Origin of the sequence: Streptomyces sp. NEAU-sy36, assembly GCF_013423905.1 — a bacterium.
Taxonomy (GTDB): Bacteria; Actinomycetota; Actinomycetes; order Streptomycetales; family Streptomycetaceae; genus Streptomyces; species Streptomyces misionensis.
On record NZ_CP058977.1, the window covers coordinates 4,123,430 to 4,149,509 of the forward strand.

The 26,080-nt window shown below is 67.2% G+C and carries 16 protein-coding genes and 1 pseudogene; 9 read left to right on the top strand and 8 right to left on the bottom strand.

The window, feature by feature from the left end:
- The first annotated feature begins 465 nt into the window (after positions 1-465).
- Positions 466-903 (top strand): hypothetical protein, encoded by a 438-nt coding sequence (locus HZZ00_RS18840; protein ID WP_180333284.1) that lies wholly within the window; start codon positions 466-468, stop codon positions 901-903.
- 677 nt (positions 904-1,580) lie between these two features.
- Here HZZ00_RS18840 and HZZ00_RS18845 read toward each other — a convergent pair.
- The 3 genes from HZZ00_RS18845 to HZZ00_RS38540 form a co-directional block, all read right to left on the bottom strand.
- Positions 1,581-2,408, bottom strand: a complete 828-nt coding sequence (locus HZZ00_RS18845) for a helix-turn-helix transcriptional regulator (RefSeq protein WP_180333285.1) — start codon at positions 2,406-2,408, stop codon at positions 1,581-1,583.
- Between the two features lie 291 nt (positions 2,409-2,699).
- Entirely contained in the window at positions 2,700-2,939 is a 240-nt protein-coding gene (locus tag HZZ00_RS18850; RefSeq protein ID WP_180333286.1) for a hypothetical protein, read from the bottom strand.
- Positions 2,940-3,635: 696 nt separating this feature from the next.
- The gene (locus tag HZZ00_RS38540; RefSeq protein WP_257585896.1) at positions 3,636-4,235 is read right to left on the bottom strand and encodes a hypothetical protein; all 600 of its coding nucleotides are present in this window, start codon (positions 4,233-4,235) and stop codon (positions 3,636-3,638) included.
- Positions 4,236-4,863: 628 nt separating this feature from the next.
- On the opposite strand from HZZ00_RS38540, the gene HZZ00_RS18860 reads away from it, so the two are divergent.
- The 5 genes from HZZ00_RS18860 to HZZ00_RS38545 all read left to right on the top strand — a co-directional run bounded on the left by HZZ00_RS18860 (position 4,864) and on the right by HZZ00_RS38545 (position 10,547).
- A complete protein-coding gene (locus tag HZZ00_RS18860; RefSeq protein WP_180333288.1) occupies positions 4,864-5,127 on the top strand; it encodes a helix-turn-helix transcriptional regulator in 264 nt (87 codons plus the stop codon).
- A 174-nt stretch (positions 5,128-5,301) separates the two neighbouring features.
- Complete coding sequence (locus HZZ00_RS18865) at positions 5,302-6,165, top strand: DUF6083 domain-containing protein (protein ID WP_180333289.1); 864 nt, start codon at positions 5,302-5,304, stop codon at positions 6,163-6,165.
- A gap of 423 nt (positions 6,166-6,588) precedes the next feature.
- On the top strand, positions 6,589-8,061 hold the full coding sequence (locus HZZ00_RS18870; RefSeq protein WP_180333290.1) for a UvrD-helicase domain-containing protein: 1,473 nt from the start codon (positions 6,589-6,591) through the stop codon (positions 8,059-8,061).
- Between the two features lie 1,086 nt (positions 8,062-9,147).
- A complete protein-coding gene (locus HZZ00_RS18875; RefSeq protein ID WP_306856182.1) occupies positions 9,148-9,624 on the top strand; it encodes a hypothetical protein in 477 nt (158 codons plus the stop codon).
- A gap of 500 nt (positions 9,625-10,124) precedes the next feature.
- Positions 10,125-10,547, top strand: coding sequence for a hypothetical protein (locus tag HZZ00_RS38545; RefSeq protein WP_257585897.1), 423 nt, complete (start codon positions 10,125-10,127; stop codon positions 10,545-10,547).
- Positions 10,548-10,663: 116 nt separating this feature from the next.
- On the opposite strand, the gene HZZ00_RS18885 is transcribed toward HZZ00_RS38545, so the two are convergent.
- The 5 genes and pseudogenes from HZZ00_RS18885 to HZZ00_RS18905 all read right to left on the bottom strand — a co-directional run bounded on the left by HZZ00_RS18885 (position 10,664) and on the right by HZZ00_RS18905 (position 18,906).
- Positions 10,664-14,341 carry an SAV_2336 N-terminal domain-related protein gene (locus tag HZZ00_RS18885; protein WP_265537345.1) on the bottom strand — a complete coding sequence of 1,226 codons (3,678 nt, stop codon included), beginning with the start codon at positions 14,339-14,341 and terminating at the stop codon, positions 10,664-10,666.
- 13 nt (positions 14,342-14,354) lie between these two features.
- A complete protein-coding gene (locus tag HZZ00_RS18890) occupies positions 14,355-15,305 on the bottom strand; it encodes a MoxR family ATPase (RefSeq protein WP_180333293.1) in 951 nt (316 codons plus the stop codon).
- Positions 15,306-15,348: 43 nt separating this feature from the next.
- Positions 15,349-17,469 carry a serine protease gene (locus tag HZZ00_RS18895; RefSeq protein ID WP_257585898.1) on the bottom strand — a complete coding sequence of 707 codons (2,121 nt, stop codon included), beginning with the start codon at positions 17,467-17,469 and terminating at the stop codon, positions 15,349-15,351.
- 20 nt (positions 17,470-17,489) lie between these two features.
- Entirely contained in the window at positions 17,490-17,861 is a 372-nt protein-coding gene (locus HZZ00_RS18900; RefSeq protein WP_180333295.1) for a CU044_2847 family protein, read from the bottom strand.
- 116 nt (positions 17,862-17,977) lie between these two features.
- A pseudogene (locus HZZ00_RS18905) lies at positions 17,978-18,906 on the bottom strand (IS5 family transposase).
- Between the two features lie 532 nt (positions 18,907-19,438).
- Between HZZ00_RS18905 and HZZ00_RS18910 the strand changes: the two are divergent.
- From HZZ00_RS18910 to HZZ00_RS18920, 3 genes are all read left to right on the top strand, one after another.
- Complete coding sequence (locus HZZ00_RS18910; RefSeq protein ID WP_180333296.1) at positions 19,439-24,115, top strand: DUF6531 domain-containing protein; 4,677 nt, start codon at positions 19,439-19,441, stop codon at positions 24,113-24,115.
- A gap of 24 nt (positions 24,116-24,139) precedes the next feature.
- Positions 24,140-24,637: a hypothetical protein gene (locus tag HZZ00_RS18915; protein WP_180333297.1), complete on the top strand. Its 498-nt coding sequence runs from the start codon at positions 24,140-24,142 to the stop codon at positions 24,635-24,637.
- 928 nt (positions 24,638-25,565) lie between these two features.
- Positions 25,566-26,003: a hypothetical protein gene (locus HZZ00_RS18920; RefSeq protein ID WP_180333298.1), complete on the top strand. Its 438-nt coding sequence runs from the start codon at positions 25,566-25,568 to the stop codon at positions 26,001-26,003.
- Positions 26,004-26,080: the final 77 nt, after the last annotated feature.

Below are 26,080 nucleotides of genomic sequence, written 5' to 3' on the forward strand. Positions count from 1 at the left end.
CGATGAAGAGCTAAGGGGGTGGAACCCCCCATGCTAGAGGGCTACTTGGCGTGCGTGCAGCCCCACACACGCCTCACACAGGCCAATGAAGCAGCGGGCGCAAAACACCGATGAACCCGGCGCGAAATTATGCGCCGGCGTGGGCACTGCAGCGCCCACGCCGGCGAGAGCGCCGGGCGGCTGCCACGTGCGCACCCTGTGTGGAGTGAGAGCGAAACCGGTGAGAAAACCGTCGCCTGCGAGAACGTGGTGCACGGTGGCCGGCTTCCGCGGTTCTGCCTGATCGGCGCGGCTCATAGCGGCGGGCACACCCGTGAGACCGCGCCTCGGAGCCGTCCGTCCCGACCCTCGTGCCAACGCTTCGCGAAAAGCGACCCTCTGGCACTCTTCGACCCCCGGTTGTGTGAGGCTCCGGTCCAGGTCTGGAGACGTTGATCGTCAGCGCCGGATGCCAGAATCCGTGGCATGCCAGACGCCGACTACTTCTCTGCCGTCGATGATGAGTCCGCCGTTGCCGTGATCCAGGCCGGCGGACCGGTCCGTGCAGGGCTGGACGTGATCTTCCTCAAGGACACCGATCCGGTCGATGCCATCGCCCAGGTCGAGTCTGTGATGTCCGGCTGCAGTTATGAAGAGGCAAGCCAGCGCCCGAGGGCGGGACAGCTGCTGTCCCCTGAGGACGCCGACAGCCCGTTCGTGCTGACCGTGTCGGACACGTTGTGCGATGTCCTGGTCTCCGCGTCAGGGGACGACCTTGTGGCCGCGGCCGCGACTTGGTCTGCGGCCGGTGGTGTCATCGGACTCGATGCGGCGACGGCAGCGGTGGTCTTGGAGGCCCTGGCCGGCCTGGCCAGGCGGGCTCGCGCTGCGGGCCTGCGTCTTTATTGCTGGTGGACACTGTGACGGCTCACTTACGTCCGGATCGGTCTTCGGCCAGCAGCTCACTTCGGGCCCGGGTCCGGACTGCTCGGAGATCAGTTTCAGGAACTGCCGACATCCCGCACTCACGGAGTCAGCGCCTGCCCCGGCCGTCTCGTCCTTCTTCCACATGAAGCCCCACGTGAGACATGGCCCGCACCAAACGATGACCGTCGGCAAGCCTGCGGCGGGCGCCGCAGAGCAAAGCAGCGATGTCCCCCCTGCTCAGACCCATCACCGCGGCGGTCTCAGACAGGGAGATACCGATGCAGGTATGAAGGACCACAGCATCAGCCATCACCGGGCGCAGAACGCAGTGGGCGCAGGCAGGCCGGCAAGAAGGGCACAGTGCGCTGCTGGCGACTCGCTGACGCAGTAGTCCCCATGCCAGAGCGGCAGCGGACGGGCTGCTCAGCGCTGTCGTCCACACGAGCGCGATATCGTCGAAGGCGGCGCTCACGATGTCCCCAGCCGTGGTCCTCCAGGGGATACGAGCCTGCGCATACAGCAGATAGAGCTCGTGGTAGCTCTCATAGAAGGCCCGGTAGTCCACACGCCGTGCTACCTCGGTGCGACATGCTGGGGAAGGTGGTATCACGTCCAGCTTCCTTCGTTCACTGGGACATTCGATGCCTCGCCCCTCCGCGTCCAGGCCCGCAGGTCTAGCCGAGAAGGAAGCCTCCGCGGGGGAAGTGATGAGGGCTGGCGGAAAAGGTGCATCGAACGCCGTCCCACAGATTCCTCAGAAGGTTTGGATCGGTTCGCAGCGCGGTCGCCAAGGCGATGACGGTGTCCCAAGCGGGCACGTACCGACCGCGCAGGATAGCGTCGAGCCTGTCCGCTGACATCCCTGTGAGGCCGGCCACCTCGTCAAGCGGGGGCTGGCCCGCGGCCAGACGCATTCCTCGCAGCGCCGCCGCCAGACGGCCCGCCGCCTCCTCGACAGACGCCGGCGGTGGGCTGCTGGCCTGCAACGACGCCTGCCACAAAAAGTGAAGATCCTCGGAACGGCCACCCAGTTGTTCCACAAGGCTCCGCATCCGGTCCCACGGCAGGATGTCCTTGCCCGCCAACGCGCGGTCCGCCTCCTCGATGGAAAGCCCGGCACGTACGGCTGCAGCAGTGACTTGCGCAGACGAAGCGGTTCCAGGCAACTGCCTGAGGGCACCGACGAGCATGCCGGTTCCTGAGCCCGTCCAAGCAAAGGCCGGAAGCTCCGTCGTCTGGCTGAGCACCGACGGGACAACATCCTGCGCAAGGCGTCGCACACGCTGCGGATTCCACCGGGCCCGGGCCGACCTCTCACTTACGCCCGCTGCAGCCGCCAGCTCGGCCCAGCCCAGGCCACTCTCCAGACGTTCCCCCACTGTGCTACCGACGAGGCATTCCGACAGCCGCTTCAAGCGGCTGGTCGTATCCAGCAACTCAGCCAGGGGGCCAGACAGTTCTGCGCCGAGCCGGCTGGTGAGCCGGTACATCTCCTCGATCAACGCAGCAGCAGTTACCTGCCCCCTGTCACCCGCCGCCCTCTTCGCTCGGTCCCGCTGACGCTGTGCCTGGCGACGACACCGCTCGCCGCAGTACAGCCGGGGCCGACCGGGCCCCGTACGCTGAACAAAATCGTGCCCGCAACCTGCACACCGGGCAGACAATGGCGCTCCCACGCCGCACCCTTCTACTTCGCCTCTCCCAGACCACAACCGAGCAGGCTGTAACCGGACTTCACTGGTGGCCGGCGGGGCCGGGGGTGCCGCAAGGCACCCCCCGGCCCCGCCGGGTGATCAGGTGAGGCTGATCGGGTCGATCCGCACGATGACTTCCACCCAGGGGAAACCGGGCGTCACCGTGACCTGGCCGGGTGGCGTGACCGAGCTGCCGCAGGCCGCCAGGGAGACCAGCAGAATCACGATCAGGACCAGAGCCGGCCGCAGCGGAACGGTTTGCAGTGCGGCACTCTGCGGGATACTGATGCAGGTAGCCGCGCGAGTTTTCAGGCACTCGCGGCTTACCGGATTGAACACGGGTATCTCCTTGTTCGATTACTGACGGCCCCGGCTGCGGATTGCCCCCGCGCCGGGGCCGTTCTACGCCCGCCATGACCGACAGGTGAGGAGAATGTAACCGAATCCAGAGGCCCTTCTGGGGCGATCCCGTCCACGCTTGCACCGCTGCCGTTGATGCAACGCACCAATGAGAAATGGAGATGACGCAGAGTAAGTGAAAATTCAGGCGTATTGGTTGACAGGATGCATATGCCAGCGGGCTTTTCCTCCCTTTGCGGTTGTCATCTCGATCGGTTTCGGTCATCTCCGGAGGAAGGGGCGCAGGATGAGTCTTTCTTTGAAGGGGCGTGTAACTCACCTCGCGGGCCCGGGCGATCCGCTCATGACTCCCCGGAGTCACCCGGCTGGGTGACGCCTCTCGGATGGGGGCATCGCCAGCGCCCTGCAGATGCAACAGACAAATGGGGCAAAAGAGATTACCTGTGGAGTGGAGGTAGAGGAACGGAAGGTACTAGCCGCACTCGGCCGTCGCCAGAACACGCCGCCCCCATCAGACTGCCCCTCAAGAGCCGCCGGTGACTCGAACAACCAGCAGACGGCAACCAGATCCGCATCCTCTCTCCGAAGCGCGCACCTCGTCCCTGACTCCGGAACACACCAAGCCTCAGCAGCAGGAGACGGGCGCGCCCCCGGCTCAACTCAGAGCCGTCTCCCTCAGGCAGTGCTGTGCTGCCAGCGCCAATTGAGCCCGCACGAAGCACTTGCCGCATGCTCGGAGGGCAGGTTCCAGGTCACCTCGTCGGTATCCGGGTGGTGACGCCAAGAGGCCAGCACGCGGCTGGCGACCAACCGGTCGAGAAGCTCGGCAGTCTGATGCGGCGAGTGGCCGCACAGACGAGCCAGCACATCCATCTCGACAGTGTGCACGGCGCGGGGCGAGAGATGCGCAGCCAGTACAAGCGCAACCAGCCGTACCGCGGGGGGCGTGGCACCGGAAAAGGCCAGCACCCCGGGCCGCAGCGCCCAGTGGGCGGCCCGGCGGCGAGCACTGCGGCCGGGCACCTGGTCCCCGATCGCAGCATCGAGCAACTGCACCGTCACCGGTACGGACCTGAGGTCCGGTGGAAGCAGCCAGCGTCCGTGAGCCAATTCCTCCCAGACCTCGGCGCGCCCGCGCAACCGCATGCCGCGCAGAAAGCCCGCGGGCAGCCGGACGAGACCGCGGGTGTCGGCGCGCAGCCCGCACTGCAAAGCCAGCAGCCGGCCGGCGGGGGAGGTGCACCTCGGAAGCGCGGTCGCCAGATAGGTGAGCATCTCCCGCACTCGCATTCCTTCGTCCAGCGCAGGCCGATGTGCGTGGTGTACAGCAGCAGGCGGTGAAGAGGGAGGGGGCGGGGCGCCGGGCAGAGTCCCGGGGACGACGGAGGTATTGCCGGTCGCGGCCGCGCAGGCCGCGCAGGTGTCGGCCAGCCGCCAGACACGGCCGCCGTCGTCGCGGGTGAGAGCCAGCAGAACAGGACCGGCGCAACCGCGGTGACGCCGATGCCACAGACAGCCAAGCGACCGGCATTGGCAGGTCCGCAGATGCGCGGGCAGCGCCTCCGTGCGGGCGTGGCAGGCCAGATGAGCAAGGGCGGCGGACCTTGCAGACGCCGCCCCAGGGGAAACCGTGCGGTTGGTGCAGCGCACGCAGACCAGTGCAGGGCCGCCCGGCCGCGGGCGCAATTCCACCGTCCAGACGCGCCGTACCGCGGCGCCGGCGAGCCTCATGGGCCGATTCTCCTCCTGTCTTGTGCATGGAGCCGGGATGCCGGACAACAGGCACCCGGAACGGGCACGCGTTCACGCAGACCAGTGCACCGTCACTGTCCGCGATCCTCCGAGGTAAATAGTGCAGAAGTCTGCACTGACAGGGCAGAGGTCTGCACCGTCGGATGGTGGAGTGACGATCATCCCGCCCGACCCCAACCTCACCGCCCTGCGAGTCGAACTCGCTCGGCTACGGGGCCAGCGCGGATGGACCTTCGACGAACTCGCCGAACGAAGCGGCCTGGCCAGGCGCACCCTCATCGACCTCGAACACGGCCGCACCACCGGCAGCGTCACCACCTGGCACGCCCTGGCCCACGCCTTCGACGTCCCCATCGAACGCTTCCTCACCTCACTGTGCGAAGGCCACCCAGCCCCCGGCGCCCCACAGCCTTGACCCCCCACCACGGCAAGCTCCTCCAGGCGCCCACAAAAATCACCCGCACAGGCGAGACACCCTCGAACGACAGAACCCCACCTCGGCCACACGTTCCCACCCGCTGGGCCGATCGAGTGGCACCCAAGAAAGCCGCCACCACCGACCGGCGCGCCACCTGGCATGGTCACCGCCATGCGCCCCCACAACCCACCTACCGGTCGTCACTGGGACGGCAGCCCACGCCACCTCCCTCCCCGCCGCTCCCTGCAGATCGCCACACACAGCCCGAGCCGACTCCTGCGCGCGGGCCAGACCGGCCGCTGCCGCCACTGCGGCAACCGCATCGACTGGTACCCGCGATCAGACGGCCGGCCCATCGCCCTGCACCCCGCGGAAGTGACCACCACCAGCATCTCTGCCGCCCACCGCTGGCACCTCAGCAGCGGCATCGCCTACCCCCACGATGACGGCAGCCGATGGTGCCGCATCCCGCACGCCGCCCTCTGCCCCCAACAGCCCACAAGCCCGCACACCGGACGGACCCGACTTGCAACACTGCGCCGCGAACTCAGCCTGCGCTCCAGACGCCTGATCGACACGGGCGTCTTCACCCCGGCAACCCACCCACCCACCACCGCAGGGCCGGGAGGAGACAACGAGCAGCCCACCCGCCCTGTCGTCCGGATCCTTCTCGTCAACTACCTCGGCGAAAGCCCCATCGGCACCCTCCGCTGCGTCGCCCAGACCATCCAAAGAGACCGCTGCACACACTCCCTGCCCGCCCAGACCCCAGGACGCTGGGTCCTGCTGCCCACCCAGCCAGCCTCCGGCCAACTCACCCTGCCCGACACCAGCATGGCGGTCTATGACCTCAGCCACCTTCCCTACGCAGAACAACTACGCTGGCGCACCCAACGCTGCACCACCCACGCCGCCTCTGCCACAGCCGCTGATGTGGCCCTGGCCAGCTGGGAACCTTTTGACCCCCTCCTGCACGCCGACTACATCCGCACCGAACTGCCCACTCCCGAGCGGCACCACCCCCGCGCACGGTGACCGATTTGCACCAACCCCCACGCGTCGCCCCCACCCCCGCACCGAACCGGCCAGCACCCGGAACATCACGCGACCGTGCCACCCAGCCATCCATCACAGCGCCGCAACCCTGCCTGATGACACGTGCCGAAGCCGACACCCGCCGGACTGCTCGCCTGCTCCGCCCAACTCGGTGCCCCAGCCGTCCATCTACACGATCACCCCACCTGGAAGCCACACGCAACAAGGCCGCCTCCGACCTCCCGACCTGAATCCCGACCTGCCACCCCGGCTGGCCTTACGACCTACGCCACGATGCGCTGGAGCACGGCCGAACCATGCCGAGAGCGCATCACCCACTGAATCCACCGGTTGTTCACGCACCCCAGCTCCGCACACGCTCGCCTCCACCGACAAGCCTCCATCCCCGAAAGAAACCCCGAGATGAAGCCCACCGACGAGCAAACAGCCGCCCTGGACGCCTTCCGCGCCGGTGACCACCTGGCCCTGCAAGCCGGAGCCGGCACCGGCAAGACCACCCTGCTGGCCATGCTCGCCCGATCGACTCCGCGCCGTGGCAACTACCTCGCCTATAACCGGGCCATCGCCCAAGAGGCCACCGCACGCTTCCCGCGCACAGTCCAGTGCAAGACTGCCCACGCGCTCGCCTACGCCGCCGTCGGCCACCGCTACACCAGCCGCCTGAACGCCCCCCGCCGCCCCGCCTGGCAGACCGGACAGGCCCTCGGCCTCACCAAAGCCACCCGCATCGGCGAACGCGCCATCTCCCAACGAGCCCTATCCAACGCCCTCCTGCGCACCATCACCCGCTTCTGCCACACCGCCGACGAGACGATCACCCACCACCACGTGCCGAAACTGCGCGGCCTGGAAGACACAGGCATGCACCGCGAACTCGCCACCCACATCCTGCCCGCAGCCCAAAAGGCCTGGACCGACCTGCAAAACCCCGACGACGGTCACGTCCGCTTCGAACACGACCACTACCTGAAGATCTGGGCCCTTGGCCAACCAAGAATCGAAGCCGAGTACCTACTCCTGGACGAAGCCCAGGACACCAACCCCGTCGTCGAAAAAGTCTTCCTCGCCCAGCGAGACCACACCCAACTCGTCATGGTCGGCGACTCCGCACAAGCCATCTACCAATGGCGCGGCGCCAAAGACGTCATGACCAGCTTCGACGGCACCCAGCTGACCCTGTCGCAGTCCTTCCGCTTCGGACCGCACCTGGCCGAAGAAGCCAACCGCTGGCTCCACCTGGCCGACGCCCCCATCCGGCTCACCGGCAGCCCCACCGTACCCACCGAAATCGGCCCGGTCCCCAACCCCGACGCCGTACTGTGCCGCACCAACCTCGGAGCCATGGCCCAGGTCATGACACTCATGACCGCCGGACTCCGCGTCGCCCTAGCAGGAGGAGGAGACAGCCTACGCGCCCTGGCCCAAGCAGCCCGTGACCTGAAAGAAGGCCGCCGCACCCACCACCCAGAGCTGACCCTTTTCCCTTCCTGGGGCGATCTGCAGGACTACGCCGCCCACGACCCCGCCGGACATGACCTGCAACCACTGGTCAACCTCGTCGACACACACGGCACTGCCCCCATCCTCGCAGCCGTCGCCCAACTCGTGCCCGAGCCCCACGCCCAGGTCACCATCTCCACCGCCCACAAGGCCAAAGGACGCGAATGGCCGAGCGTTCTTATCGCCGACGACTTCCGCCCTCCCAAAGACCACCAACCACCGAACCAGAACAATGCACCGCTAACCGGCTCAGTCGACGACGCCGAGGCTCGCCTCGCCTACGTAGCGGTCACCCGCACACGCCGGCGCCTCGACCCAGGAGGCCTGTCCTGGATCACTGAGCGCTGCGACAACACTCACCAAACGATGACCTGAAACAGCTCCGCCGCCACGGCCGTACCTGCACGGGCGGTCGCGCTGCGGATTCGCCCACCGGCTCCTTCTACGCCACCAGGAACGGTTGAACGATGGGCGGTGCCCGACGAACGCGGACTACGAACTTGCCCCGGCCGTCGGGACAGGGCGTCATGGGTACCAAGTGCAACGCCGACTGGACTGGACGGTAGTCATCCGGGCCAGATGCCACTGACCGCCTTGACGGAGCCATGGCCCGGCCCCGCGTCCGCAGGTGCCGCCCGAACCGCACAGACGCACCGCAGATGGCGAAGCTCTGTCGGGCGCTTCGCCATGCGGTCTTGCCCGGTGGCGCGAGGGCCACAAGGAACTGATCAGCTCGGCCCAGCCACGCAGGGAACCGGCCGACATCTCGTTGCCAGCCTCGTAACCGGTCGCCGACGCCAGTTCGCCGTCTCTGGTAATCGTCGGGGTCGGTCCCTCCCCGTCCATGTTGGATCAGGCAGGGCGTTCAACGCTCACCGCTGCATCGGCCGACGTTCCTCCTCGGACATGCACTCTCAGATCCGGTACGAGTCCCAGGCGCGGACCGCATCGTCCAACTACGCCGTTACTGGCATGCTCTGACCGTAGTGAGACGGAGGACTCCGGCGTCAGTCCACGCACGAACCGCTGGTCCGGGACCGGCGCAGCCCGCAGTGGTCCGGCCAGAGCTGAGGAATTCGTAGCCCAGCCATCTCGCCGTCGCTGCCGCCGGGTCGCGGCGGCAGCAGCACACAGCCACGGGCCGGCCGTGACCAGGGATGCCAGGGAGTGAGCCTGCGTACACCTGTGCGCCCGGCCACGAGAGGTAAGCAGACTCCCAGGTGGGGGAGCTTATGGCCATCTGCTGTTCGTCCATGAAGGGGCGTCATGCGTTTCGTCCGCCGTGCGGTGCCACCAGTACTGCTGTCCAGCCTGCTGGTGACGAGCTGCTCATCTGGTTCGCAACCAGGGTCGGCTACTTCAGGGAAGGACGGTACGCCGGCGGCGGGTCCGTCTGGGACGGCTCCACCGGCAGGGGAAACGAAGATCCCTGTGGGGGCGGGGCCGCAGAAGACGTACACGGTGCAGAAGCAGCCAGCCCCTGACAGCTGCCGCTATCGGTACGAGAAGGGCGAGCCTCTCGAGGACACCTCGTGCACGCCGGGCGCTACTTCGCCGACGGTGACGCAGGCGAACCTGGCGTCGACGATCTGCCGCAGCGGCGGCTACACCAGGGGGATCAGACCCCCGGAGAGCGTGACCGGACCGGAGAAGCGCGCGAACGCCGCCTCCTACAAGTACACCGGCCGCCTCGGCGACGCCGAGTACGATCACCTGATCTCCCTTGAACTCGGTGGTGACCCGAACGACGCCCGTAACCTGTGGGTTGAGCCACCCGACCCCGGCCATAAGGCCGGATCGGGCGTGAACAACCTGAAGGACCCGGTGGAGTCGAAGCTGCACTCCGCGGTCTGCTCCGGGAAGACCACCCTCAAGGCAGCGCAGCAGGCCATCGTCACGGACTGGACCACCGCCCTGAGCCGACTCGGACTGGGGTGAGGCGTGCACCTGGCGACCGCCGATCCGGAGATGGACGCCCTGATCGGTGATCGTCTACGCGGCCCGGCTCCGCCTGATCAACGCCCGCCTCGTCGCTGCGGTGCGCACCGACGCCGTGCGCAGCGCCCGGATCTTGGCCGTCGGCGCCGCTTCGGCCCTCAACCCGCAGCACAGACGCCGACTACCGTGCCGGATGCTCCATCGGCCCGGTTGCCAAAGACCTTCGCCTGCGGACGAGCCCTGCAGAACGGGCACCGTGTTCTTCGACGGAAGCGGCCCCGCTGACGGGGGACAGCGGGGCCTGATGACAGTGTGGCAGCAACCTGTCAGAGGCGGGCGGGAACCCGGCATCGCGCATCGTCCCAAGAACCGGGCGGATCCGCTGCAGCAGCTCCCGTACGCGGCGCCCGACCTCCGACACACCGTATGTTGCCCATCCTCCCCGCCCGCCGCGCGGTCCTGCTGACCCTGCGACGGCCCGCGCCCCCCGGCCGGGCCCGATGACCGGGCCCGCCCGGTCGGCGCTCTGGCGAGAGAACCCCGCAGTGACCCAACATCGCTCCAGTCGTGTTGCAGTGTTCTCGGCCGGGTCCTGGGGTACCGCCGTCGCCAGCATCCTCGGCGACGCGAGCACCAGTGTGGTGCTGCACGCCCGCCGGGACGAGGTCGCCGACGTGATCAATACGCAGCATCGCAATGTCGATTACTTCCCGGGCGTCGACTGCCGGCCACGGTCACCGCGACGACCGACCCGGCCGCTGCCCTGGAAGGCGCGGGCTTCCTGGTGCTGTCCATCCCTGCGCAGACTCTGTGGGCCAACCTCGCCATGTGAGCGCCGCACATCACAGGACACGGTGATCGTGTTGCTGACGAAGGGGTATCGAGCAGAGAAGCCATCTGCGGGTCAGTCAGATCGTCACTGAGGTGACGGCGCGTGGGCGCGGACCAGGTCGCGGTGCTGCTCGGCCATTGGTTGCGGCACGAGGTTTTCCCCGATTTGCGCATGCGGAGCGTGCCCGGCCCTGGATCCGGTGTGAGCTCACCGCCCGGCGTCCCCCTCGGTTCGCTGGGCCCGGACGAGGTCCTCGGCGACCAGGGCTGCGAGGTCGAAGTAGGCCTCGCGGGTCTTCGGCCGCAGCAAGTCCAAGTCCACCTCGTCGCCGCTTTCGAGGTGGGGGTCGAACGGTACGACGATCACGCCGCGGCACCGCGTCTCGAAGTGCGCCACGATGTCCTCGGTCTTGATCATCTTTCCGGTCTCGCGGACTTCGGAGACGACGGTGATGCCGCGCTGCACCAGGTCTCCGTAGCCGTGTGCCGACAGCCAGTCCAGAGTGGTGCTGGCGCTGCTCGCGCCGTCTACCGATGGCGTTGATACGACGATCAGTTGGTGTGCGAGGTCGAGCACGCCCTGCATCGCGCTGTGGAGCAGACCGATGTCCGCGTCGGTGAGGATGATCGGGTACGGGCGGCTGAGCATATCGAGGGCGCGGCGGTAGTCCTGGTCGTTGAAAGCCAGAGACCCGTTCGGGTCCACGTCGTTGGCGAGAGTCTCCAGGCCGGAGGAGGTTTGGGAGGTGAACCGGCGGATGTCGGTGTAGCCGTCTGGGCGCGGAATCGCTTGCACCAAGTCGCGCAGGGTCGCACCGGTCTCGCGGCGGGCACGGCGACTGAGGGGGCTGGCTGCCGAGCCGGTGTGGATGGCCAGGATCCTGTCCTGGCGCTCGGAAGCGAACGTGGCGCCGAGAGCGGTGGTGGTCATCGTCTTGCCGACACCGCTCTTGAGGCTGATCACAGTGATCCGGTAGCAGGACAGCACCGGCGTGCGGATCAACTCCAGCTTTCGCTGCCGCTCAGCTTCCTGCGCGCTTCCGCCGAACCTGAAGCGGGACAAGAGTCTGAATACTGGCCTGCGTACCGGTGAAACGCTTGAGGAGTTACTCGCGGCTCCGGTCTCCAGTTCCGTGCGGCTTGCCCGCGGCTCCGTGCTGGCCCGACTGCCTGCACCCGGCTGCACCGTTCTCGGCCGCGCTGCAGGCGACAGTGACGACGCGGAGGGCGTCAGGAACCGGGCGAACACATCGGCGACCTCCTGGGCCGACGGCGTTGTTTCCACGGTGTCGGCCTCTAAACAGCGCTGGATGACGGCCCGGAGCGGCTCGTACTGGGGCCTCCGCCGGTTCGACGGCGGACTTCCCTGGCGTGATGGCTGCAGTTCACCGCCCAATCCCGCCAGTATCCAGCCGAGTTCTCTGATGTTGCCGAGGGCACGTTCGGTGTAATCCATCCAGGGAGCCGCCCTCTGAGTCGGCATCCACGACTCGATGACCGCCGAGGTCCAGGCGGTGAGGGTGACGCGACCCGAGGCGACCAGCACCGTGCCGGTGTGGAAGTCTCCAAGTGCTATGCCGAGCGAGTGGCACAGCATCACTGCGTCCGAGAGCTGCCATCCCAGGTTGATCGCTTCACGCGAGGTCAACGACGAGGATTCTGTGAGTATGTCGGTTAGCTTCCGGGCCGGCGATCCGTCGGAGGAGCGGATGACCGACTCGGCCATCCAAGGCTGCACGTCCTGGGTGTCATGTCCTAGAAGCACGGGAGCGTAACGCCCGGACATCCGGCTTAATGCTTCCACGGCCACGTCAAGCAGTCGGATGTCCTCCCCACCGGCTCCCGGATAGAGTGCTCGTACGATGACTTCGGCGCCATTTCGGTCACGGCCCAGGTAGGCCAGCGCTCGCGCGCCCGTCCGGTTGACCGCGTGCAGCGTATAGGGGCCAAGGGTGGACGACTGGTCCACGAGTCGCTCCCAGCCGGGCGCCGGGGCGGCCGTGCGGCCCCCCCCTCCCCGGGGGTCCTTCCTGTCTCGGGCAACCTGGGGCCACGGCTTCGTCGCCCCCTGGCTCAAGTGATCCAAGTCCGTCCCACACACTCCGCAGATCCTGTCGCCCGGATCGACCAGCTCTCCGCAGCTTGGACAAGTGGTCGCGGCGGCCGGCTTCTGCTCCGTCGCCGGGGACCTGAACGTGGCCTCCAACGGTGCCTGGGGGTTCGCAGCGGGAGGCACCGCCCCACGCCACGGCACCCCGAGCCGGCTCGCGAGCCGCTGTTCGACCGCGGTGAAGGGCCGTGCGCCTGGAGGGAGACGATCGGGGCCGTCCCGCTGGGCGAGCCAAGCGGGGAAGTCGGGTGAGCGGCCCGCGAGTCGCTCCAGTCTGCGTCCGACGGCTCGGCTCGTGCGCAGCAGCTCAGCCGCCGGAACCGCGCCGAGCAGCACGTCCTGCGCCGTCTCAGTGAACGCAAAGGCACGATGCTGGGGCAGCACGGCCTCCTGGCCCTCCTCGTGCGCTGGCCGCAGAAGCCCGCCGAGGAACACCTCAGCGAGATGCCCCGTGTCCGCCTGCCACGGCACCGCCTCCTGAACCAGCCACATCACCGGAACTGATACCGGCGCGACGGCCGCCAGATGCACCGCCAGCCGGTATGCCTCGGGAGACGCGGCGTCGCGGAAACGCTGTACCGCACGCAGACCGCCGGCGGATGCTTCGGCCGAGGAACCCCGCCGGGGGCGGGGCCGGGCCAGCAGCGGCAGGACCGCCGAGCCGTGCGGCGCGGCGACCAGCCGCGCCCATACAGCCAGCGATGCCGTATCCGGTTCGAGCACTGGCACCGGTACGCCGTCGAAGGGCGCCAGCTGTGCCGGCAGCACCGGATCTGTCACTGTCCAGGCCGTGTTGGCCGAGCCGCGACTCCAAGTCCTCACCCTCCGGCGCTGGGCGCGGATCCCCGAGCTGTTCCACAGCCGCGGTGGCAGGGCGTGCACCACGGCCGTCGGCCCGCAGCCCGACCAGTGCTCCAGGACGGCGGCCATGCGTCCATCGCGCCAAGCGGATCCCATCCCGTCGCTCACCACCAGCACGAGCGTCTGCCCGGTGGGATCTGACAGGGTGGCCGACGGGAGAAGATGCGCGCCAGGGTCGTACGGCCTGGAGCGCAACACCGGACTGTCCGCGCCCCGGGTGTGCAGGCCGAGGACCCGTATCATCCGGAAGGCTCCCGTGCGCTCAAGCAGGGCGCGCAGCTCGACGGCGAGCCGCCGCCACAGCAGCATCGACATCCCGTCATCCACGACGAACGCGAGGTCAAGCCAGCGCTCCCGCGCCGGCCGGGTGACGACGTCCACCAGGCCCGAGTCAGCGAAAGCCGCAGCCGTAGCCCCCTCATCGAACTCCCGCTTGACCATGCTAGGCCTGTACTGCCTCAGCGGACGCAGCGCCCGGCCGATCGGCAGCTCGGCGCGCACGGCCTTGGCTTCGGGGGCGCGCAGCGGCGTAACCCCGTCCGCGCCGGGGTCACGCCGCGACCCGGGCGGCCCGGACGCGGCGTATAGGCCGCTCGTCCCACCGATATCCCGGTCCCCCAGGGATTGGGCGGGCGGTGTGGACGGTTGTTCCCCTGGCTGCTCCGCCGTGTCCGTCAGTGAATCGTCTCCTGCGGCCGGTCCCGGCCCGTCGACGACGGGCCGGGACCGCGCCGCACGCAGCAACGGCGCGTCTGCAGCCCCCGCAGGCAACCGACCCGCTAGCCACAACGTGTCCAAGAGCTCCTCTGGGGACAGGACGACGCCGCTGTCTGCGAGGACCGACAGAGCTTCACCCAGGTGCCCAAGTCGAGGGCGCTCGCCAGGAGGGCCGGGCTTGCCACGGTCGTCTGCCATCCCCGTCACAACCTCACACCGCCCCACCCAGCCGGTGCAATACCGCGTTCAGCAGCCCCTCGGCCGACAGATCCACACCGCCCGCCCGCAGGTAAACCGCGTTCAGCAACTGGTCCGTCGCCAGCTCCTTGGTCGCGCGCAGCCGCAGGAAGGCATCCAGCAGATCGTCGGCCTCGGAGACCGTCCCCTCCCCGAGGTGGGCGGCGACGATCGCCCGCAGCCGTTCCTCGTCCGGCGCCGGCAGTTCCAAGCGGACGCAGCGGCGCAGAAAGGCCGGCGGAAAGTCCCGCTCGCCGTTGCTTGTGATAACGACGACGGGGAACTCCTCGCAGCGCAGCCGTCCTCGTACGAGGAGCGCCTGCTCGCCGGGTTGCGCCGTGAGCACCTCGACCTGCGCCTGTGCCTCGGGCAGACGCGCAAGCTCCGGGATCTCGAACTCACCCTCCTCGAAGACCGTCAGTAGATCGTTAGGCAGGTCGATATCGCTTTTGTCCAGCTCATCGACGAGCAGCACCCGGGGCCGCCGGCGCGGCACCAGCGAGGTGCCGAGCGGCCCGAGCCGCACAAAGGTGCCAATGGAAGGTTCCTCCTCGCCCCGGTCGCGGCACAGTGAGGTCTCACGCAGCCTACCGATGGCGTCATAGCGATAGAGCGCGTCCTGGACAGTGGAGCGGCTGTTGACCGGCCAGTGCAGGACGCCGCCCAGTGAGAGCTCGTGTGCGATCGCCCGCGCCAACGAGGATTTCCCCGTGCCCGGGTGGCCTGTGACGAGCAATGGACGACGCAGGTGCAGAGCAGCACTGACCACGTCGCTGTGCTCAGGCGAGATGAGGTATGGAAGGTGCCGCGGGCCCCCTGCAGAGCCGGGCGCGCCGAAGCGGCGCCATGGCGGCGCTGGCGGAAGGGGCGTCTCCCGCTGCCGCCCGTCCCCGTGGAACAACCGCCAGTCCGCCTGCGTGCTCATCGAAGAACCTCCGTCTCGGCCGGGCTGTGCACGTGTGTGCGGATCACAAGGACTCCGTTGGATCGGCCAGTTCCAGTTGCGGCCGCGGATCCGGGCGGTCGGCGTCGGCCCAGGTGAGCACGGGGCGCCCGGTGAAATCCTCTGGCCTTTGCAGCGTCTTGGCGCGATACATCCGCACGGCTTCCGGGAGGCTGCGCACCGGGACGCCCGCGACGTGACGGACGACGGGGGAGCGGCAGGTGTCGCTGCGGTCCCAAAGGATCACGGGCACGCCCACCACGAGGCACGTCTGGACGATCGCGCTCCGTGCCGCCGAGGGAACGTCGACCATGACCTGCGCGATGTGCCGCTGCTCCATGAGTACGCCGTACACCTCATTCTGGTCGGTGCCCGGATGCGTCACCTCCAGCACGCCGCCCTCGTCCAAGCGCTTCCAACGCTGCCGCCACTCGGCCTCGGAGCGCCTGCCGCCGAGTTCTCGCAGTTCGGGGCAGTCGACCACCAGGGGATACTCGGCGCCTAAGACGCGCGTCAGCACCCTTCCGAGACCCGAGTCCCGCCATTCATCGGCCGGGAGTTCCAACCCGTCGCGGTCGACGATGAGTGCGACGACGGGCAGGGGGCCGTCCGGTTCCCGCGGGTGAAACGGGGCGAGAGCATCGAAAATCTCGCGGGTCGCCTCCTGCGCGGTGCGCGGCCGGTCATCCTCCTCGGATATCCGGCGCGGCCCGTCTGCGTCGTCGCACCACAGCCGCAGCCGATAACAGGCCGCGCCGTTGACGGTGCCGGACGAGGAGAGCTCCACCAGCAACCGGGGGGCCGCGGCCCGCTCCTGCCGAGCAGCCCATTCCTCCGCGTCCCTGCGGCGGTCCTCCAAAGCGGACTGGTGGATGGCCAGCCGCGCGACGACTTGTGTGCCCCAGTGGCGCAGCGCGCCCCGTTGCTCCGGAGGGCAACCAGCGGCCAAGAACTCAACGACGCGCACCAGACCGGGGACCGGGGCCGCCTCTCCCGGGTGGGCAAAGGAAGACACGTGGGGGCCGGGGAGGCCCTCGAGGTATCCAACGAGATCCCCGATGCCGTGCCCCCGGGAGGCACGGGAGACCAGCGGCTCAGGCACGACAGCCAGCGGTAGCGCCGCCCGCAGGGCTGCGGGTAGACGGGCAAGGGAGGCCGCGTCCAGCGCCTCCAGGCGCCGCACCAGCAGGTCGAACTCCCCGGGGCTGAGTAGCCGCGGAAACCGGGTGCCGCGGCCAGCAAGCAGGAGTTCGTCCGCCAGATGCGGGGCGGTATGGCGCAACGCTCCGACCAGCGCCGGCAGAGCACGTTCGTGCGTGAGTACCAGGCGGGCGAACTCCTCGGCGGACGGTTCACCGTCTCCGCTGTGCTCCAGTCCGCACTCCCGGGCCACGGCTCTCCCACAGCGGGCCCAGTCCTCGGGATGGGACAGCCCCCGGTCCAGGAGGGCGACGAGTTCGGCGTAGAAGGGATCCCCGCGCATGTCGTCGTCGGGCTGCGTGGTGAGATCTGCCAGACCCGCACCGGTCAGTTCGTCGCGGATCCGCTGCCAGGGAATGCCCCAGGCACGCCTCAGCGAACCGTCGGTGTTGAGCTTCGCCGTCACGAGCCCGACGACAGCCCGGTCGCGGCCCGACCACAGAGGGCCGCCGCTGTAGCCGCGGTCGACGGCGAGTTTGTCGCGCAGAGCGTCCACGTAGCCGAAGCGACCGTTGCATTCGGTCACTTCGACATCGGCGAAGGAACTGCGTTCCGCGCCGCCGTGCCAGGCGCGCACGAGCTGCTTTTCCGCCATGGGACGCCAGCGCGGCGGCTGGATGCCGGGGGGCAATGCGGAGTCGAGGCGGAGCACGGCGAGGTCGCCGTTCCACTCATAGGCCCCGAGCCCGCCATCCCCCAGGCGTGGAGCTATCCACGCCGTCAGCTCGGCCTGACACATGTGGGTGCTGGCCGGCCCGTACACCCGGATCCGCAACGAGATATGTCCGGGGTACTTCACAGCCAACATGTCGCTGCCGACAGCGCAGTTGACCACGTGAGCGCAGGTCAGTACATGCTGACCGGGCAACAGCACGCCTGCGCCGACGGGCTCGCCGTCCAACTGGCTCAGAATCGAAATGGCGGGAGGACGCGAGTCGGCGCCCATGGTGCGGAACCATCCCACGGTCAGTCCGTACTGTTCGGCATTCGCCAGGTTGCCGAAACGCTGAGGTTCGCCTGGGCACCTGCCCCGACGATCCCCAGTTTGAGATCCTGCCCGACTTGCACGCCGAACTGCACCGTGATCTCTTGCGGCCGGTTGCGCGCAGTGCCCACCGCGTCGTGTACCTCCTGGAGCAGCGGGCCGAGGGGGCGAAGCACGTCACGCAGCGTGTCGGTGGCAAGGGCGGCGGCCCGGCCGCTCCGCCCGACCGGGGTGACCCCATCAACGCCTCCGGGCAGACCTCCGCCCGTACGGTTGTGAGCAGCCCCCATGGGCGCCAGTTCCAGGCGCACGCAGGTATCGTCGGCCAGTTGTATCTCGGCGAATTGCGTCACATGACCATGATGCCGATCAACTCGCATGTCTGACGGGTGGTTTGCCGAAAACATTTCCGCTCTGCCAACATCGATGGCGTCCAATTCGGTTGCCCTGCCAGGACTTGTCCGGGCGATCAAGTTCGCAGCCAGATGACCAGGGCTGCTGCTGTGACGGTGCCGAGGAAGACGTACCCGCGTTTGTCGTAGCGGGCGGCGACTGCCCGGGACTGCTTCAGACGGTTGATCGCCCGCTCGACCGTGTTGCGCCTCTTGTAGCGGTCTTCGTCGAAGCCGGGTGGCCGTCCGCCACGCGAGCCCTTCTGTAGACGGGCGGCCTGGCTGTTCGGTCTTCTCGGGGAACGTGTGGCGGATACCCCGCCGTCGCAGGTACTTTGCGGCAGGGCCCGCTGCTGTAAGCCTTGTCGGCCGCCAGGCTGTCGGGCTTCTTGCGCGGCTGCCCGGACCGGTCCTGGGGATGCGGATCTTGTCCAGCACGAGCTTGAACTGGGTGCAGTCCGCCTCTGCCCGCCGGAGACCACCAGTGACAACGAGCGGCAGCGACCGTCCGCGCTCAGGTGGAGCTTGCTGGTGAACCCACCCCGCGAGCGGCCCAGGCCCTCACCTCCAGCACCACCTCCACCAGGCGGGCCACCAGGCTCTGCCACGGCGTTTCGCCCTGGTGTTTCACACCTTCGGCCCCCTTTGGCGCCAGCGGCAGCTCGGTCCGAGCGCCGGCCGCGTGCTGATGAGCACGCACGATGGTGGAATCCACCGCGATGCCCCAGCCGATCTCACCCGCCGCGTCGGCCGCGGCCTGGACCTGCTGGAGCAGCCGCTCCCACGTCCCGTCGGCCGACCACAGCCGGTGACGTTCATAGACCGTCTTCCACGGCCCGAATTCGGGCAGGTCACGCCACTGAACACCGGTCCGAACCCGGTGCAGAATCCCGTCGATCACCTGCCGGTGGTCCCGCCACCTGCCACAGCGCCTGTTGCTGACCGGCAGGAACGGCCGCAGGCATTCCCACTCAGCAACCGTCAAATCTCCCGCCCCATGCCCCATCAACGGCACAACTGCGCAGTAGTCACATGATCGGCCGGACAAGTCCTAAGAGATCCGACCTTGAGGCGTGCTTGCTGGTCCCCGATCAGCCGCTCCGGGCACCTCTCCATGTTCCCGGTCCCACAGTGTCCGGGACCGTTCACCTGCATGGGAGTGCCATGAGCCCCTGCCAGGGCCTGACGTGTCTCTACGGAATCGCCAGAACCCATATTGGTCCGGGAGGCCACATCGGTGACCGGAACCCCTGTGGTCATCAGGTCCGGGGGACGGTTTGACGATGCGCTCGTTGGCCGCGCGAACCGGGTTGCTTCGGCCTCGGTGGAACGTCTGGCTTCCCGGACGTGCGCGCAGTGGCGCCCAGCGGAGTGCGACCCGATGAGCCGGCGACGCTTTTCGGACAGCGACAGGGCGTTGACGTGCAGCGATGCACGGCTTACGGCTTGGACGGTGTCACCGCCGCGAACTAAGGTTCTCAACCGCGACGCGTGAAGGCACTTGCGTGATCACGTGCAAGGCAACGGGAGGAACAGGGATGGGCTACACGATCCCGGGTTGGCTGGACGACGTCCTGGACTTCATCGGGATCAAGTTCCCGAACGTCGATGAGGACGACTACCGTGACATGGCCGACGCTATGCGGGAGTTCGCGGACAAGTTCGAGGGCCATGGCGCCGATGCCCACAAGGCCTTCTCACGGATCCTCTCCTCTTCCCAAGGATGGGCCGTCGACGCGATGGAGAAGCACTGGGGCCTGGTCAAGTCCCGTCATCTGGAGAAACTTCCTGAACTTGCGCGGTTGTTCGCTGATGCCTGCGACGTCCTGGCGGACGTCATCTACGGCATGAAAGTCAAGGCCGAAGCCGAACTCGCCGTCATGGCGGGGTCGGTGGGTGTTTCAGCAGGCCTCGCCGTGGTCACGGGTGGGCTGTCTGCACTGATCGGAGCGGCCGAGGTCACCGCGATGCGGCAGGCTGTTAAGCGCATCATTGACGAGGCCGTGGACCGGATCGTCGATGAGGTCATCGCCAAGATCACCGAGCCCGTCAACGCAAAGCTGGAGGCGATGGTCGAGGACATGGTCCTCGACCTGGCCGAAGGCGCCTTCTCCATGCCTCCCGCGGGAGGTGGCGGTGGCGGCGGGCACGGTGGCGGCAAGCACGGAGGAATGCAGCTTGCCTCGGCCGGCGGCTCCACTGATTCTGTTGCCGGCAAGGCCCTCAAGATCGACCACGTCGAGTTCGAGGACGGCGCGGGCAAAGTCTCGGGGCACGGCAGCGACCTGCACACCGCCGCATCCTCACCCCTGACGCGGGTGAGAGGAGCGTTTGGCCGAAGCAAAGGCCGCGACCCGTTCACGAAGGTTTTCGACAGTGTCCTGCACGCCGCGATCAAGGGCTCTGAGAAAGCTCTGAAGAGGATCTCCACACACATCACGGTGACCATCCCGGAGCGGGTGCGGGCGGTTTCCCGCCTGCACAAAGGTATCGACCTCGGCGTCCGTGACCGGGTCAACGCCATCGACCTTGCTCATGGCGGCGGACACACGCGCCTAGACGGTCTGCGAAAAGGCCTGCCCGCATCACTGAAGAGCGCCCTCGCCAACGCGCGTGGCAATGCAGTCGCCCTGACCCGCCGCAGGTGCAAGACAGACCCCGTCGATGTCGCCAGCGGCGAGATGGTGCTGTCCCAGACCGATCTCGGCCTGCCGGGAGTACTGCCGTTAATCTTGCGCCGCACTCACATCTCCGGCTACCGCTACGGCCACTGCTTCGGGCCCAGCTGGGCATCGACGCTCGACGAGCGCCTGGAACTGACAGGCAATGGTGCGGTCTGGGCACGCGAAGACGGTTCGGTCCTCGTATACCCGCGCGTGCCGACTGTCTCGGATGATCCGGTGGAACCCGTCGAGGGCGAACGCGTTCCCCTCACATATGCCGGACAGGACACGCTTGGCGAGGTCACTTACGCCACCACCGACCCGTACTCCGGCCATATACGGCGATTCGTCGGCAACTTCTACAGATCCAGCGGCCTGTACTGGCTCAGCGAGATCGAAGACCGCAACGGCAACACCATACAAATCATCCGCGATGACGACGGCATGCCCAGCGCCGTCATCCACCACGGGGGCTACGACGTGCGCGTCGCCCGCGACCGGGTGTCAGGCCGCGTTGCAGCACTGGAACTTCGCACTACGAACGGCCCGGTCAGAGTCGCCTCATTCGGCTACGGCGAGGGCGGCGACCTCAGCGAGGTCACGTCCTTCTCCGACACCATTCCCCTGCGCTTCACCTACGACGACGAGCACCGGGTGACATCGTGGACCGACCGCAACAACCACACCTACACATACATCTACGACGCAAACGGCCGAGTCGTAGAAACGATCGGCCCTGACGGAGCGCTCTCCTCACGCTTCGCCTACGACACCACCGAACACGTCACCTGGTTCACTGACTCCACAGGAGCGGTCACTGTCATCCAGCTCAACGCGCTGGGACAAACCGTCTCCGAGACCGACCCCCTCGGCCACGCCGTCCACTTCCAGTGGGACCACCGGGACAACCTGCTGCAACGCACCGACCAACTCGGCCACACCGCCCGCTTTACCTGGGACGAGAGCGGCAACCTGACAGCGATCCAGTTCCCGGACGGCACCCAGTCGACAACCCGCTACAACCACCTCAATCTGCCGGAAGAGATCACAGAAACCGACGGCACAACCTGGCATCAGCACTACGACGAGCGGGGCAACCGCACCCGGATCACAGCGCCGGACGGCACCGAAACGCACTTCTCCTATGACGCACGCGGCGCACTGCTCACCCTGACCGACCCGGTGGGCATGACCGAACACCTCACCAACAACGCAGCAGGCCTCGTCCTCTCCCGCACCGACGCCCTCGGCCACACGGCCTCCGTTGAGCGCGACGCCTTCGGAAGACCCGTCCGCGCCACCGCCCCCGGAGGTGCGACCACACTCCTGGAGTGGCTGCCCCAGGGCTGGCTCATCCGCCGTGTGGCGCCGGACGGTACCGAGGAACGCTGGACCTGGGATGCCGAGGGCAACTGCACATCACACACCGGCCCCACCGGGGCCATCACCCGCTTCGAGTACACCCACTTCGACCTGCTAGCCGCCCGAACCGGGGCAGACGGCGCCCGGTACTCATTCACGTACGACACCGAACTACGCCTCACCGAAGTCCAGAACCCACAAGGACTGAAGTGGAGTTACACCTACGACGCGGCCGGCAACCTGACCTGCGAATCCGACTTCGACCAACGCACGGTTACATACGAATACGACCCCATCGGCCAACCCATCGCACGTACCACGCCGCTCGGCGCCCGCATCACAAGCGAGTACGACGCCATGGGCCGCGTCATCACGAAGGATGTAGCGGGCCGGCAAACCCGCTACAGGTACGACACAGTCGGCCGCATCAGCTCTCTGATATCCCCCACCTCCACGCTGACCCTGCAACGGGACATCGTCGGCAGGGTCATCGCTGAAACCGTCGACGAGCGCACCACCCACTTCACCTACGACGCTGCGGGACGCCGCACCTCACGCACCACACCCACCGGCGCTGTAACACGGTTTGCCTATGACGCGGTGGGCAACCGCACCGAATTGCTCAGCGAAGACCACGCCCTTGTCTTCACGCACGACGCGTGGGGCAAGGAAGTCACCCGCAGCTTCGGACCCACCGAAGCACCAGTCACCCTCACCTCCGAGTGGAACGAAGTAGGCCGACTCACCTCACAGTCACTGACCGCCGGAAACCGGACCCTGCGCGCCCGCACATACGACTACCGGGCCGACGGCTGCCTCGAAAAGATCTTCGACGCACTCAACGGAACGAGGCGCACCTTCAACCTCGACCCAGTCGGCCGTCCGCTGCGCGTCACAGCCGAGAACTGGTCGGAATCGTACGCATACGACAGCGCCGGCAACGAGATCAGTGCCCAGTGGCCCGATCAGGCCATGCGCACCGAAGGCCGGGGACAACGAACCTACGAAGGCACGCGCGTCCTGACCGCTGGACGAGTCCGCTACGAGTACGACAGCGCAGGGCGCACCACCCTGCGTCAAAAGATGCGACTGTCGAAGACGCCGGACACCTGGCGATACACCTGGGACGAGGAAAACCGCCTTGTCGCCTGCACCACTCCCGACGGCACTCGATGGACATACACCTACGACCCACTGGGGCGGCGCACAGCCAAACACCGGATGTCCGCCGACGGGCACACCATCGCCCAATCCATCTACTTCACCTGGGACGGAACCCGACTGGCCGAGCAGACAGACACAGCACACCACATCACCACCACCTGGGACTACGACGACTACCGCCCGCTGACCCAACTCGAACGCCGCACCGGCCCCGGGCACCAGCCGCAGGACGAAGTCGATGCACGCTTCTTCGCCATCGTCACCGACCTCGTCGGCGCGCCCAGCGAACTCATCGACGAACACGGCGCGATCGCCTGGCGCAGCCAATCCACACTCTGGGGCGCCACAAGCTGGAACCGGAATGCGGCAGCATTCACACCGCTGCGCTTCCCCGGCCAGTACGACGACGCAGAGACCGGCTTCTACTACAACTACCAGCGCCACTACGACCCGGACACCGCCCGCTACGCCAGCCCCGACCCGCTCGGCCTCGGGCCGGCGCCCAACCCAGTCGCATACGTCACCAACCCGCACATCCGGATGGACCCCGAAGGCCTGATCGCCAAGGGCTGCACGGAGAAAGGCGGCTGGTACAGCGGCCTGAAACCGGCAAACCTCCTGGACAAAAACAAGAAACGCATCAACCCCGCCGACCAGGAGATCAATCACATACCCGCCAAGGCGTCCTACGCCCACCTTGACATGCCCGGATTCCGGACAAGCAAGAACGGCGGCGGCGCAGGCATGGGCCCTGCGATCCGTATGGACGCCGAAGACCACCGGGACCTGACAAGCACGGGCTCCAGCAAGGAAAGCGAACAGTGGCGCGCAAAACAACGGAAGTTGATCGACGCCGGGCGCTGGGACATGGCCATGAAAATGGACATCGACGAGATACGTGAGCTATACGGCAATAAGTATGATACTCACATCAAGGACATGGTAGACAGCCTGAAAAGCAACAGGAAGTTCCAGGCCATGCTGGACAAGAAGGGCTGGACGATAAACTACGAGCTCTTGAAGTGACGACGGCAGGGAGTGAAGTTAGCAATGGATCTGGTACTCGACCCACCGCACGGAGTCGCGCCGATCCAGCTGGGCATGACACTCGATGAGGCGCTCGCCGCAGTCCCCGACTGGGGCGAGCCTCGGGTACTGCGGCGCCCGAGCCGGAACTCCGCGAAGGCGTCATGGACCCTTGACCACGTCAGTGTGCAGGCATTGGCTGAGGACGGCCCCCATGTCACCGCGATTGAGCTGTGGTGGCCCGGCGAGGGCCGCACATCCAGCACACGCGTCCTGCTCGAAGGTGATGAAGTGTTCACCACGCCCGCTGTGACACTTTTCCGGAACGCCATTGAGCGCGGTTGGACAGTCGATACGTCGCAGCCTGAATACCCTGTGATCCCAGGGGTTTCCCTAGGTTTCACTCGGCAGACCTCACAGGAAGTCGAACGCGACTCCGACGGCTTGCCGAAGTACGTCACCTCGGTCCTGGTAGCTGGCAAGGACTACTACAACTACCGCTACCAGGACAGCAGCGAGTAGCCGCAGAGACCGCCTGCCGTGGCTGCCAAGCCAGCAGCAAACTGACGCAGCTCTGCGTTCCCCCGGCTTGGGGCACGCCTTCATGGCTAAAGCTTGCCTGTAACCGCCTGCGCGGGAACAGGACGAGGTGCGGCCAAGTGAAGCGGTGTTCTGAAGCCAGTTGTCCGCCACGTTGTCGGAGTCGTTGAGAGTGGGATCGCGGGTGGCCAACCGTACCGATCCGATTCGGTGCTCTCGGCGCAGCCGGACGACCGGCTGTTCGACGGCGGGCTTCTGGCGAGGGCTGTGATGAGGGCGGCCGGAGCAATCGTGCATCCCCGGCGTGCCCAGCTGTCCGGAAGTGTTTCCCGATGCGACAGCATGATCAACAGTCATGCTCGGGATGTTCCGAAGGCCAATTCAGTCGTCGAGGTGCCCGTTTTGATTCCCGTTCCGGTGTGCACGCCCCGCCTCTGGCGTGCGAGCGAGTAACCCGAGTGGTAGGGCGGCGATGTGGGTGAGAGACCGCCTGGACGGGCTACGGCCCGACGAGGACTTCGCCGACTGGTATCCGCGTGACGGGCGTCCGAATCTGTCGCCCGCCCAGTTGGCCACCATCTGTGTGCTGCAGTTCCTGCTCGGCCTGTCGGACCGGCAGGGCGGGGAAGGCCGTTCACCTGTTTACACACTCCGTTAACCGGTCGAAGACCGCAGTCACCGGCGCCGTCAGCGCCCACCGTTCGTCGGGCAGGTCGGACTTTCAGACAAGGACTCCTCATCCCACGAGCAGCGGGGATGCCACGCACCTGCGCAACCAGGTGACGACACGGCACCTGTCAGCTCATATGTCCCACTGTCGGAAATGGCTGGAACCATGACCATCCGCTCGTGACCCCGGTGACGTCTCGGTCCGTACACAGCCCAACAGGGCTCGTAGGAGGGGGAATAGATGAACACTCGCAGATACGTGGCTGCGCTCGCGACCGCTGCGGCGCTGGCCGGCGGCATCGCCGCGGCGGCGCCCGCCCAGGCCGCTACAAGCACGTACTACATCAACACCAAGAGCCTGAGCGGGAACACCCAGATCACCGGTACCTACCGCTACCGCGTAACCGGCTGGACCAGCAGCGGGGAAGCCATCTACGGGGGGTCGTTCTCCAACACCGGCGCGCGGGACAGGATCAGCGGGAACGGCCTCCAGGCGGTGTTCGCCCTGTCGTACTACAGCTGGTCGGGCGGCGCCTGGCACTACCACTCGCGGTACGCCGTGAAGGTCAACAGCTTCGGCTCCTGGACGTTCAACAACAAGAAGAACATCAAGCCCTGGGCCTGCGACCGGAAGGTCGGCACGACCAAGCTGATCAACTGCCGCGCCCCATGGAAGTGAGTCTGCGCCCCTGAGCTGCCAGACCCACAAGCGCCGCCATACGGCAGCAGGCGAAAAGGGACCGAATTAAGGTGCTC